13 protein-coding genes are annotated in these 12,193 nt (G+C 33.9%); 12 read left to right on the plus strand and 1 reads right to left on the minus strand.

Going from position 1 to position 12,193, the window contains the following annotated elements:
• Positions 1 to 28: 28 nt before the first annotated feature.
• The 12 genes from RBH94_RS02325 (at position 29) to RBH94_RS02380 (ending at position 9,288) form a co-directional block, all read left to right on the plus strand.
• Positions 29 to 655, plus strand: coding sequence for a hypothetical protein (locus RBH94_RS02325; RefSeq protein WP_307882206.1), 627 nt, complete (start codon positions 29 to 31; stop codon positions 653 to 655).
• Positions 656 to 748: 93 nt separating this feature from the next.
• Positions 749 to 1,387: a YdeI family protein gene (locus tag RBH94_RS02330; RefSeq protein WP_307882207.1), complete on the plus strand. Its 639-nt coding sequence runs from the start codon at positions 749 to 751 to the stop codon at positions 1,385 to 1,387.
• Positions 1,388 to 1,482: 95 nt separating this feature from the next.
• Positions 1,483 to 3,363 (plus strand): DUF4139 domain-containing protein, encoded by a 1,881-nt coding sequence (locus tag RBH94_RS02335; RefSeq protein ID WP_307882208.1) that lies wholly within the window; start codon positions 1,483 to 1,485, stop codon positions 3,361 to 3,363.
• Between the two features lie 9 nt (positions 3,364 to 3,372).
• Positions 3,373 to 3,723 carry a DUF2200 domain-containing protein gene (locus RBH94_RS02340; RefSeq protein WP_307882209.1) on the plus strand — a complete coding sequence of 117 codons (351 nt, stop codon included), beginning with the start codon at positions 3,373 to 3,375 and terminating at the stop codon, positions 3,721 to 3,723.
• 88 nt (positions 3,724 to 3,811) lie between these two features.
• Positions 3,812 to 4,849 carry an HAD family phosphatase gene (locus RBH94_RS02345; RefSeq protein WP_307882210.1) on the plus strand — a complete coding sequence of 346 codons (1,038 nt, stop codon included), beginning with the start codon at positions 3,812 to 3,814 and terminating at the stop codon, positions 4,847 to 4,849.
• A 3-nt stretch (positions 4,850 to 4,852) separates the two neighbouring features.
• Positions 4,853 to 6,157 carry an APC family permease gene (locus RBH94_RS02350; protein ID WP_307882211.1) on the plus strand — a complete coding sequence of 435 codons (1,305 nt, stop codon included), beginning with the start codon at positions 4,853 to 4,855 and terminating at the stop codon, positions 6,155 to 6,157.
• 111 nt (positions 6,158 to 6,268) lie between these two features.
• Positions 6,269 to 6,670: a hypothetical protein gene (locus RBH94_RS02355; protein WP_188223551.1), complete on the plus strand. Its 402-nt coding sequence runs from the start codon at positions 6,269 to 6,271 to the stop codon at positions 6,668 to 6,670.
• A gap of 5 nt (positions 6,671 to 6,675) precedes the next feature.
• A complete protein-coding gene (locus tag RBH94_RS02360; protein ID WP_307882212.1) occupies positions 6,676 to 7,179 on the plus strand; it encodes an N-acetyltransferase in 504 nt (167 codons plus the stop codon).
• 3 nt (positions 7,180 to 7,182) lie between these two features.
• A complete protein-coding gene (locus tag RBH94_RS02365; RefSeq protein ID WP_307882213.1) occupies positions 7,183 to 7,800 on the plus strand; it encodes an alpha-ketoglutarate-dependent dioxygenase AlkB in 618 nt (205 codons plus the stop codon).
• Positions 7,801 to 7,949: 149 nt separating this feature from the next.
• A complete protein-coding gene (locus RBH94_RS02370; RefSeq protein ID WP_188223548.1) occupies positions 7,950 to 8,375 on the plus strand; it encodes a hypothetical protein in 426 nt (141 codons plus the stop codon).
• 92 nt (positions 8,376 to 8,467) lie between these two features.
• Positions 8,468 to 8,851: a hypothetical protein gene (locus tag RBH94_RS02375; RefSeq protein WP_307882214.1), complete on the plus strand. Its 384-nt coding sequence runs from the start codon at positions 8,468 to 8,470 to the stop codon at positions 8,849 to 8,851.
• Between the two features lie 23 nt (positions 8,852 to 8,874).
• Positions 8,875 to 9,288 carry an MFS transporter gene (locus RBH94_RS02380; protein ID WP_307882215.1) on the plus strand — a complete coding sequence of 138 codons (414 nt, stop codon included), beginning with the start codon at positions 8,875 to 8,877 and terminating at the stop codon, positions 9,286 to 9,288.
• A gap of 78 nt (positions 9,289 to 9,366) precedes the next feature.
• Here RBH94_RS02380 and RBH94_RS02385 read toward each other — a convergent pair whose 3' ends face one another.
• Positions 9,367 to 12,171 carry a pitrilysin family protein gene (locus RBH94_RS02385; protein WP_307882216.1) on the minus strand — a complete coding sequence of 935 codons (2,805 nt, stop codon included), beginning with the start codon at positions 12,169 to 12,171 and terminating at the stop codon, positions 9,367 to 9,369.
• Positions 12,172 to 12,193: the final 22 nt, after the last annotated feature.

Below are 12,193 nucleotides of genomic sequence, written 5' to 3' on the forward strand. Positions count from 1 at the left end.
GTTAGTTTCATGCTAAATATAACAAGTCATGGCAGCTTTAAAAAGACTTAAATCCTGGGTTTATCCGGTTACCCCATTCACCATCGTTACATTATTAGGCATCGCAGTCGCCATACAATCTATTTACATAGGACTCACATATGAAAGCCCGATGATTCTTTATCCCATTATGGTCATTCCTATTGTGGTTTTTATTTTTGCCATGTATGTTTTAGATCGATTCTTCATTAAAAGTACGCCTTACCATATCATTTTTGTAATCGAGTTAGTATTATGTACTGTAGGTTATATTGGTTTTAAATACATGAATAGTACTAACGATATTCATTTTACAACAGACAAAGAGTATATTTTAATTATTTATGATGTTAAAGAAAATTCCATGGATAGATTTAGTAAAACAGACCTCTTTAGTAAAGAATTAAAATCAAATGAAAATGTGATACACCTAGACCAATCGTTATACCTTAGCAACAAGATTCGCATCTTTTCTCCAGATCGCTGGAATGGCGGATTTCAAGATAATAGTTATTACTTCTACCAAGGAGATTCTATCCCATATTTATACATGTCTAACAGTCATTCTCCTAAAGATCAAAAATACACCGAACAACAGTTTATAGACAGTTTGTTAACACAGGAAATGGCAAAATAGGTTTTATAAAGTTTTTAGCCATATCTCTACTCCCATTAAGGCTTTTTTTATTCGTGATTAAGTTAGTATCTTAGTTTTCAAACACTACAAATCATGATGACTACCGATGTGGAAACCTACTTTATAAATGGCTGCGGTAGATGCTCACTTGCGAGCACTCCGGATTGTAAAGTCCATAATTGGGATAGCGAACTTATCGCATTACGTCATATTATTTTAGAATGTGGATTAACCGCAACCTCTAAATGGGGTGTACCCTGTTACACCTACAATAACACTAACGTTATCATGCTAAGTGCTTATAAAAACTTTTGCTGCATAAGTTTTTTTAAAGGCGTTTTAATAAAAGATACTAAAAATCTGCTGGTTCCTCCCGGCCCAAACTCACAAGCTGTAAGACTCTTAAAATTTACGGATAACGAGGAAGTTAAAACTCTAGCACCTGATATTAAAGCTTACATTTTTGAAGCTATAGAAATTGAAAAACAAGGCTTAAGCATTCCCTTAAAAAAGGAGCCGGAGCCACTACCAGAAGAACTCAAACAAAAGTTTGATGAAGATCCGGTATTAAAATCAGCATTTGAATCGTTAACCCCTGGCTGGCAGCGCGGTTATATTCTTTACTTTTCAGGAGCTAAACAGTCTGCAACACGATTATCACGTATTGAAAAATGTGCTGATAATATTCTAAATGGCATTGGGCTTCACGATAAATACAGTTCAAAACAATAAAGCATTAAAACAACTCCATAAACCGTAAGTAAAGTTTTACTATATTTAAACAAGTAAAATTAATTACATCTAACTAATCCTGCAATAAGATTGACATGAACAAATATCTCTTACTCCTATTCCTTCTAATTTTCAATTATAATAATGCTCAAGAGCCCAATATCATACCTGTCACTACAGAAGTTAGTGAGGTTACCGTTTTTATAGAAGGTGCTCAAATAACGCGAAAAAAAGAATTGACTTTAAAATCGGGAGTATCACTTTTAAAATTCAACAATCTGTCACCTTTTATTCAAAACAAAAGTATTCAGGTAAAAGCCCTTGGAAATGTTACCGTTCTCGGCGTGAACCATCAACAAAACTTTGTAGATAAATTAGAAAAATCTAAAGAACTTAACGATTTAGAACAAGCCTTAGAAGATGTGGAAGACAAGATTGATGTTGAAAAAACTCAAATTGCAATCATTAATGAAGAAATTGCTTTTTTAAATGAAAACAGACAGATTGGAGGCAGGGACCGCACACTAAACGTTAACGACTTAAAAACTACTTCAGACTTTTACAGTAGCAAATTAACTAGTTTAAAACTTAAAGAGCTAGAGATAAAAAACGGATTAAGTGATTTAATTAGAGAACAACGTAATCTTGAAGACCAGTTAAAAACTTTAACCAGTAAAAAAGATTTTGCTAACGGAGAAATTATTGTAAAAATTGAAGCTAAACAGGCTACAAAAACCGACTTAACCCTTACCTATGTAGTTAATAATGCTGGATGGTTTCCTTCATACGATATTCGGGCGAAAGATATTGATGAACCTATTCAACTTGTATATAAAGCCAATATTAAACAAGACACAAAAATTGATTGGAAAAACGTAAAATTAAAATTCTCATCGGCAAACCCGAACCTGTCTGGCATTGCTCCCGAACTAAGAACTTATTACCTGGGCTACAACCTGGCACCACCTCAATACAACAAATCCATTAATGAAGTTTCTGGTACTGTAACCAGTAGTAATGATAATTTACCTTTACCGGGAGTTACCGTAATGATTGAAGGAACTTCAATTGGAACTTCAACAGATTTTGATGGCTTTTATTCATTAGCGGTTCCTGATAACTCAAGCCTTATAAAATTCTCTTATGTAGGATTTGAAACTAAAGTATTACCAATTAAAAGTTCCACACTAAACGTTAGGCTTATTGAATCTCAAGAAAAGTTAGAAGAAGTCGTGGTTGTTGGCTATGGAAGTCAAAAAAAATCCCGCGCTGTCGGTAGTGTTTTGGCAAATAGAGCTCCCGGTCTCTCCATTTCAAAAAGCGAGCGTGCAGAAAGCAAGGCCATACCTATGCAAAAAACTGAAAATCAAACTACGGTAGAATTTGAAGTCGATATACCATATACCATCAACTCAGATAATAAGAGTTATGCTGTAGATATGGTGAATTACAAATTACCAGCAGACTATCAATACTATTCTGTGCCTAAAATTGAAAAAGAGGCCTATTTAGTAGCTAACATAAGTAATTGGGAACAATATAGTTTACTGGAAGGAGAAGCTAATATTTTCTTTGAAAACACCTTTATTGGAAAAACCATTCTCGACACCCGATTTGCCAGCGACACTCTGGAAATTTCACTGGGTAGAGATAAAAATGTTAGTATCAATAGAGAAAAAATAACCGATTATACCTCTAAAAAATTTGTAGGCACTAAAAAAGAAGAATCCAGAGCGTGGACTATTTCTATTAAGAACAATAAATCTAAAACCATAAAAATGGTGGTATTAGACCAAGTTCCTGTGTCTAAATCAGATGAAATTAAAGTTGATATTGTAGAATCTTCTAAAGCTAAATTTGATACCGACACTGGCGAACTAAAATGGGAGTTTAATATTTCACCTAACGACAAAAAAGACTTTGAATTACACTACACCGTAAAATATCCTAAAAACAAAAATTTAATTGTAGAATAATAAACTGTTATGACAAAACACAGAATATTTAGCACCTCTTTTGCCAGTGTTTATCCGCACTATATAAATAAGGCTGAGAAAAAAGGACGGACCAAAGAAGAGGTGGACATTATTATTTTCTGGTTAACAGGTTATAATAACACTGATTTCGAAAACATCCTAAAGAACAAAACCGATTTTGAAACGTTCTTTAATGAAGCACCTCGGCTTAATCCTAATGTTTCTAAAATTACCGGAGTGATTTGCGGTTACCGTGTGGAGGTTATTGAAGACCCTTTAATGCAAAAAATTCGGTATCTCGATAAGCTTATTGATGAACTTGCCAGAGGTAAGTCCATGGAAAAAATATTAAGAACATAATTTAAGCATACAGCGTATAGTCCTCAAAGAGTATAGGTTAATTCTTATTTTTCTTTTATCTTTATGGAATACCTATTCTATAAAAATCATGAAATCATTTTCTAAAAATGCCATCTTACTTTTTGTTTTACTGGCAGCATCTCATTTAAATTGGTCTTGTAAACAACAAAATAAAAGCAACAGTACAAACTCAGTTACAGGAGTAATTGATGCCTTACCCTCCTTTAACGAAGGCACTTCAAAAACCGATATTATTACGTTCGTTGAAGCTATTTCAGACTCTACAAGTAATAGTTATGTAAAACCGGAAGACCGTATTGCCTGTTTTGACAATGATGGTACGCTTTGGGTAGAACAACCGCTGCCTTCTCAAATCTTTTTTGTGTTAGATAGAATTAAGGAATTAGCTAAAGATCACCCGGAGTGGTCAACGGAACAACCTTTTAAAGCCGTTATTGAAGATGACCTTGAAACTATAAAAACATTCCATACCGCAGATGTTCTTAAACTTGTAGGTACCGCTCAAGCTACACAAAATGTAGACCATTTTGATACCGTCGTAACCGATTGGCTGTCCTCTGCGAAACATCCGGTTATGAAAAAACCATATACAGAACTGGTTTATCAGCCCATGCTGGAGCTATTAGATTATTTGAGGGCTCATCAATTTAAAATATACATTGTTTCAGGTGGCAGTCAGGAATTTATGCGAGCATGGGCCCCTGAGATTTATGGTATTCCTAAAGAACAGATTATCGGTTCTTCCTTTAAAAGAGACGTTTTAAAACAAGGGGATTCTATAAGGGTAGTACAAACGACTGATTTTGACTTCAACGACGACCATGAAGGTAAAGTGATTGCCATTAGTAAGTTTATTGGTAAAAAACCCATATTAATTGGAGGAAACTCTGATGGCGATTTGGAAATGATGCAGTATTGTGATACTGCAAATCCGTTACCTCATCTCCTAATTTATGTAAATCATACCGATGGCGATCGCGAGTTTTTATACGATGAACATACCGCTATGGGAACGTTAGAAAAAGGCATGGAAGTCGCCTTGAGACGCGGATGGACCATTATTGATATGAAAACCGAATGGAATAAAGTCTACCCTAATGATTAATTAATGGGTAAACCTAAAGCTAACATTGGACTTAAAGAAGCCATATCTATTGGTATAGGCGGTATGGTAGGCGGTGGTATTTTTGCGGTATTAGGGCTTGCCGTATCTTTGGCTAAAGGCGGAACACCAGTTGCCTTTTTACTGGCTGGATTATTGGCATTAATCACCTCGTATAGTTATGTTAACCTTTCTAAAGCTTATCCTGACCGTGGCGGTACGGTTAAGTTCATAAATCAAGGGTTTGGTAAATCGGTCTTTAGTGGTGCTGTGAATAATTTACTTTGGGTAAGTTATATTATCATGCTCTCACTCTATGCTTCAGCATTTGGTTCGTATGCCCCTAACCTTTTCACCTTAACAACCAGTAAAATATTAGATTTTCATATTTACGCAAGTGCCATAATCGCCTTAGCCACTGCTATAAATTATTACAGTATTACGGTGGTTGGCAAAATAGAATCTTATGCAGTTATTATAAAGCTCATTATACTTCTTGGCTTTATTGGTATTGGTATCTATGGTTTATTTGGAAACACTAATATGACACAATTAGCGATTTCAGAATGGGAAACTCCGGTAAAATTATTTGCAGGAGGCATGGTTATTTTTGTGGCTTATGAAGGTTTTGAACTGATTGCTAATGCTGCTCCCGATATTGTAAACCCAGTTAAAAACATACCGAAAGCCTATTATTACTCGGTTTTTTTTGTCATTATCCTGTATATTATTATTGCTTTCGTTACCGTTGGGTCTTTACCTTTTAAACAAATTGCCGATGCACAAGATTATGCTTTAGCTGAAGCTTCCAAACCTATGCTCGGTAAAATAGGATTTAGCATAATAACTATTGCTGCATTAATCTCAACCTTTTCTGCTATTAATGCCTCATTGTATGGTGGTAGTCGTGTGAATTATGAAATTGCTGAAGACGACGAACTACCACATCACTTTTTATCGAAATTCTGGAATCAACCCATAGGGTTATTAATCACAGCTTTAAGTACTTTGGTTTTAGTAAACGTATTAAAATTGGAAAGCATATCAACCGCTGGAAGTGTTGGTTTCCTGCTCATTTTTGGAGTGGTTAATTATGTAGGCTTTAAACTTTCGAAAGCCATTAACGGAAATAAAATCATTCCTTTTTTAGGCTTCATCCTTTGCATGGTTGCCCTCGTAATTTTAATTAGTCAGCAATTCAAATCTAACCTCATAGGTGTTATTATCGCTATTACCATTATTGCCGTATGTTTTATTATGGAATACCTTTATAAGAAAACTGAAAAACGGCTAAGCCAAAAAATACATTAAAATTAACTATCTTAGTTTTTCCATTTAAAGCCCCAAATTTAGATGTTACAGGTCATACAATTAAAATATTGTAACTACAAAAAACAGTTAACCCCATAAAATTAACAGACAATGAAAACAAAACACGGATTACTTACATTTATTTTCTTTTTAGCTTTAACTCTCTCCTTCTCTTTTGAAGGCTACAGCCAGCCACCAAAATGGGCTCCGGCACATGGGTATAATGCAAAAACCAGACACATATACTTCCCAGATCGTAACTTTTATTACGATTTACAGAAGAATTCATACATCTATTTAAGTGGTGATAATTGGCGTGTAAGTGCTAAGTTACCTTCGCTATATGCTAGTTTCGACTTAGGTAGAGCGGCTAAAATAGAGTTAGATTTGAATAGCGATTCGCCACAAAAATACAATAACGACCATCTGGTAAAGTATAAAGGCAAAAAGTTTAAAGGCAGTTCCGGTAACGACAAAAAGAATAATCCAGGCAAAGGCAACAAGAAAAAATAACTTAAATGACAATAACCTTTCATCAAGTGCTCCATAATGAATTACCCACCGTTTTAAACTTATTTAAAGAGGCTGCTGAAAAAATTGCCAAGAAACACATCGATCATTGGCAATATTGGAAAAATCCACCAGCTGAAAAAATTGAATGGGTTCAAGACGGTATTAACAAGAACGAATACTTTTTTATAAAAAATACGAACCATGCTACAATAGGCATGGTTCGTATTTTAAATGAGGATATTTTATATTGGGGAGAACAAAAGGAACCTGCATTGTATGTGCATTCATTAATAGTAAAAGAAGCCTATAATGGTTCAGGCCTGGGTAAACTAGTTTTAGAAGCTATTGCTGGACAGGCAAAAAGTAAGCAACGTAAATTTCTTCGTTTGGATGCCGACTCTAAAAACCCGAAACTCTGTAAATATTACGAAAACTTAGGCTTTAATAAAGTTGGGAAGAAAACGTTACCGCTTTCGACTTATAATCTATATGAGAAGACTATTTTATAAGCTATGAATCTTTTTGAACCAGAAATAGACCATTCTAAAAACTGGCTTCCATACGATGGAACGGTAAACTATTATGGCTATATTTTAAATAAAAAAGCTGCCGACAACTATATAAACCATCTTTTAGAGGATATAGAATGGCGAAACGATGAAGCTATTATTTTTGGAAAACGGATTGTAACTAAACGCAAAGTAGCCTGGTACGGCGAAAAACCATTTTCTTACACGTATTCGAATACCACTAAACATGCCCTACCGTGGACTAAAAGTTTATTAGACTTAAAAACCTTAATTGAACAGAAAACAGGTGAAACCTTTAACTCCTGCCTACTTAATCTTTATCACAACGGCAGTGAAGGCATGGCCTGGCACAGCGATGGTGAAAAAGATTTAAAAAAGAACGGAGCTATTGCCTCTTTAAGTTTTGGTGCCGAGCGTAAATTTGCTTTTAAGCACAAAGACACTAAGAAAAAAGTTGAATTGATTTTAGAACATGGGAGCTTACTCATTATGAAAGACGACACTCAAACCCACTGGCTACATCGACTTCCACCGACTAAACTCATTAAAACACCCAGGATTAATTTAACCTTTCGTACCATCGTTGAGAGCCTGAAATAGTTCAACAAATTACATCTTAACGATATCACTATCTACCGTTTAACGAAAAAATTAACATATTATACGAAAATACTGTCGTGTTTTTTACTTTTGGTTTGTGAATGTATAAAATCATACACGGCCCTAACCCAAACCAAAACCTACTTGACATGTTGTACAAACTATTAGACCGTCCCTATCTGGTATTTTGGCTCTCCATACCAATCATTATTTTAAACGCAGCATATAGTAGAAACGATACCATGCAGTTTAATGTATACGACACCTATTACATTTTCAGTCGCTTTCAATTATTTCTATCAATAACTATTGCTTTTGCATTTATGGGTTTAGGATACTGGATTATGCATAAAGCTGAAAAATGCTTATACCAACCCTTAAGCATCCTGCACATAACCTTAACATTTGGGGGCATATTCACCATTTGGATTATATCCATTTGTCTTAGAGTTTCTATTATGCAATACAATGCTGGCGACCATTTAACTAATGCCATTTATCTGGTTTCGTTTATTGTACTTTTTAGCCAAATAGTCTACCCAATAAATATCATTAAAAGTCTTTTTAAAAATTAAGGTTTTTCCTTTTTGTACACGAAACAATTCCTACATCCTAAAATTATCATATATTAGTTGGCTTAACTAATCATGAAATTTCAATTCAACTAATGAAAACTTCGGAAGCATTCAATCTAAACAGTAATATTTTAAACACTTACGCCCTCCTTTTTGTAAAACTTGTTATTGCAGTAATTTTAATTTATACCATTATTCTTATCATCAATTTTTTGAAAGATAAGTTTATTAACAAAGTAGATAACGCTCCCAAAGTGGAAATCAATTTACTATTAATTTTGTTGAACAAATTATTTTTTATCTCTGGGTTTGGCTTTATCATTGGAAATATTCTAAATGTATTATTTTCAGAAATGGGAAGAAACCGTTTACTTGCTAACTGGGATTATTTAACTTTTGGTGTTATTTTAATTTTTGTTGGATTAAGTTTTAAAGCTGCAAATAAAGCCTTGAAAAAAGAAAGTATATCTGCTTGATAAGCAACATAACTCAATATCCCATGAATGAAAAGTTAAAAACGATTAAAATTATACATTTTGGCATTTGTGCAGGTGTTATAGTAGCGTATTACGTATTAGGCAACTGGAGTTCTACTAGGATTTTCGAGCTTCCGGAAATTAATCAAAATTCAATTTTATACCTATTAGTACCTATTGGCGCATACCTTTTAAGTAACTTCCTTTTTAAATCGCAATTAAAATCGGCCGAGATAAAACCTAAGTTAGAAGATAATATGGCCATATATCAAACAGCTGCCATTGTTCGTTGGGCTATACTTGAAGGTGCTGCTTTCATAATATTAATATTAAAGGAAGATTTTATACTGTTTGGTATACTTATAGTACTTTATTTAATTCTGTTGCACCCAACAAAAGAACGTATAATTAAAGAACTTGATCATAAAGCACTTTAATTTGCTAAAAACAAAATCAAAAAAGCCAGTGCAAATGCACTGGCTTTTTTTGTCGACTACAATTAAACGATTTATAAACTACTCATCTTTCGGAAGAAAAATAATATCTAAAGTATTAGCACTATTAAAAAAGTTTTGTGCAGCTTTCTTAATATCTTCGGTTGTTACTTTTTCTAAAATATCATCATAATATTCTGGAACCATCATGTTTTCACCGTAATTATAATAGGTTTCCAAAGTTTTCATCCAATACCTGTTAGAGCGCTTTAAATAAGGTCTGGACTGCTTTAAATTTAAAATAACTTTTTCTAAATCGGATTGATTTACTTCTTGTTTTATATGTTCTAATTCAGCAAAAACCAAATCATTTAAACGTGGGGCATTTGCAGGGTCACACATAAAAGATATATCCATATTCAACATTGGCACTGGCATACGCATATCACCTGCATTTACGCCAATGGTATAAACGCCTCCTTCTTTTTCACGAATATTTTCGATTAATACCATGTTTAAAACGTCGGCTAACACTTTATGATGTACAATTTGATTTCTGTTGTACTCTATCTCCTTTTGCATTTTGATAACTACAGTAGATTTAGGTGCTTGCATAGGCACTTTAACCACGTGTTTATTTAAGCCTTTAGGGAAATAATTTTTCAACATCACCGGGCTTTCCGTACCAGCACTAGGTGTAATGGCGCCGATATAGGTTTCAACCAAAGATTTTACTGTTTTAAAAGGTGCGTCGCCAATGAGGTAAAAGTTAAAATCACCAGGATTACTAAAGCGTTCATTATATATTTCTTTCGATCTTTCGAAATTAATTTGATCTAAATACGTTTTATTAAATTCAAAATAGCGTGGGTCGCCATTTGCTGCCAGCGTTTTGTAAGCTTTACCAATAATGGTATTCGGATTAATTTCCTCATTTTTTAAACTCGAGTAATTACCTCGCATCACCTCATCGAATTTATTTTTATCGAATCGCGGGGTTTCAAAATGCATAAAAACCAATTGGAACAAAGTCTCGATATCTTTGTTTGAAGCTGAAGCGGAAATCTTTTCAAAATAACTTTCGACACTTACATTAGATTTAGCAGAGTTGCCTTTCATGGCTTTTCTATAGGTATCGGCGTCCAAATCACCTATGCCGTATTTATTAACCAAACTAACAGCCTGTAACGACGGTAAATCCTCAATTTTGTATAACGAGGCTCCTCCAGGACTTACAGCATTTAATTCCAGTTGTCCCTTTTTAGTACCACTTATTTTGTACACCACTGTAGCACCGTTAGATAATTGCCATTCTACAGCTTTAAAACCTTTCAGTAATTTTTCGTTAACTATTTTACCTCCTTTTGGGGTGGTATCTAACAACGCAATATTAACTGGTTTGTCTTCAACATAAGGTTTCAAGGCACTTCCCTCAACCTGAACCATTATATTTTGAAGTTCTTCTAAAGATGGTAAATTTAGATGCGCCTTTTCGGGCGCCGTAAAAGTAAATACTCTATTCTGTTTAGTGAGTAATTGATCTACAAGTGCAGTTAATTCCTGAGTCGTTATTGTAGGTATTACATTCTTCGCGAATTCGTAATTAAACTGGGTATCTGGAATCGCAATACCATCTAAATAAGCCTCCATAATATTTTTACAATATCCAACTGAACTTACTTTAGATTTACCATTGGCTTTACCTTCATTTTTTTCGAGCATCATGTTTTTTACTCGCTTCAATTCATTTTGAGTAAAGCCATGCTGACTTACACGTTGTATTTCAGAATAGACCTGTTTCCAAGCCTTTTCTAGGTTTGCTTCTGCGGAATTAAAATTAATATTGAAAACTTTATAATTTTTTTCGAAATCGGCATATAAGGCTCTCGCCGAAGAAAAAGATGTTTTGCCTTTAAACTGAAGCTCTTTTAATCTCTGATTTAATAATATATTGAAAAAGCCGTGTACCAAAGATTCTCTGAGTTGTTCTTGAGAATTGTCTTTTTTATAAAAATGTCTTATTTGCAGCGTTAAGGTTATATCTTTTACCTCTTTATCGGTTGCTACTTTGTATAATGGCTTTTCATTATCTGGAATCTTAATATAAATACGTTCCTTAGGATTTTTTATGGCTGGAATTTTAGAAAACAAAGTTTTTACTTTTTCTTCAACTACATCTACATCAAAATCACCTACAATACCAATAGCTTGCAAATCGGTGCGGTACCAATCGTGATAAAAATCTTTAAGTGCTTTATATTTAAAGTTTTTAACCACATCCATACTTCCTAAAGCATCGCGATTTGAATAAATACTATGGTTATATTTAACCCCTTTTAATTGTTGATCGAGCCTGTAATTAGCATTGTAACGTTGCCTCCACTCTTCCTGAATAACGTTACGCTCGGCATCGATTTCTTGATTGGTTAGTGATAATTCGTTACACCAATCGTTTAAAATTAACAAGCAAGAATCGATGTTTTTTTCGTTAGTAACAGGTAAATTACTAATATTATATACGGTTTTATTAGTCGACGTAAATGCATTAATTTCCTTACCAAATTTTAAACCCTTTTGCTCCAACCAGTCGATCATAGTATTGCCAGGGAAATGTGTGGTTCCGTTAAAGGCCATATGCTCTAAAAAGTGAGCCAACCCATTTTGATTATCATTCTCTAAAACAGCTCCTACATTTTGATACAGGTAAAAACTTGCTTTATCCTTAGGGGTTTCATTGTGTTTTATATAATAGGTTAATCCGTTTGGTAATACGCCTATTCTAAAATCTTTAGAAAATGGTACTTGCTGGTTTAAATCGATTTGACCCTGTGCGACCAGCACAAAAGTGCATAAAACACTTAGTGTTAATATTATATTTTTATACATGTCTTTTGAATTTAATAAGGCA

Origin of the sequence: Aestuariibaculum sp. YM273, assembly GCF_030908365.1 — a bacterium.
Classification (GTDB): Bacteria; Bacteroidota; Bacteroidia; order Flavobacteriales; family Flavobacteriaceae; genus Aestuariibaculum; species Aestuariibaculum marinum.

Coding starts and splice junctions, on each gene's coding strand:
- RBH94_RS02325 (WP_307882206.1), top strand. CDS start 29: ATGGCAGCTTTAAAAAGACTTAAATCCTGGGTTTATCCGGTTACCCCA.
- RBH94_RS02330 (WP_307882207.1), top strand. CDS start 749: ATGATGACTACCGATGTGGAAACCTACTTTATAAATGGCTGCGGTAGA.
- RBH94_RS02335 (WP_307882208.1), top strand. CDS start 1,483: ATGAACAAATATCTCTTACTCCTATTCCTTCTAATTTTCAATTATAAT.
- RBH94_RS02340 (WP_307882209.1), top strand. CDS start 3,373: ATGACAAAACACAGAATATTTAGCACCTCTTTTGCCAGTGTTTATCCG.
- RBH94_RS02345 (WP_307882210.1), top strand. CDS start 3,812: ATGAAATCATTTTCTAAAAATGCCATCTTACTTTTTGTTTTACTGGCA.
- RBH94_RS02350 (WP_307882211.1), top strand. CDS start 4,853: ATGGGTAAACCTAAAGCTAACATTGGACTTAAAGAAGCCATATCTATT.
- RBH94_RS02355 (WP_188223551.1), top strand. CDS start 6,269: ATGAAAACAAAACACGGATTACTTACATTTATTTTCTTTTTAGCTTTA.
- RBH94_RS02360 (WP_307882212.1), top strand. CDS start 6,676: ATGACAATAACCTTTCATCAAGTGCTCCATAATGAATTACCCACCGTT.
- RBH94_RS02365 (WP_307882213.1), top strand. CDS start 7,183: ATGAATCTTTTTGAACCAGAAATAGACCATTCTAAAAACTGGCTTCCA.
- RBH94_RS02370 (WP_188223548.1), top strand. CDS start 7,950: ATGTTGTACAAACTATTAGACCGTCCCTATCTGGTATTTTGGCTCTCC.
- RBH94_RS02375 (WP_307882214.1), top strand. CDS start 8,468: ATGAAAACTTCGGAAGCATTCAATCTAAACAGTAATATTTTAAACACT.
- RBH94_RS02380 (WP_307882215.1), top strand. CDS start 8,875: ATGAATGAAAAGTTAAAAACGATTAAAATTATACATTTTGGCATTTGT.
- RBH94_RS02385 (WP_307882216.1), bottom strand. CDS start 12,171: ATGTATAAAAATATAATATTAACACTAAGTGTTTTATGCACTTTTGTG.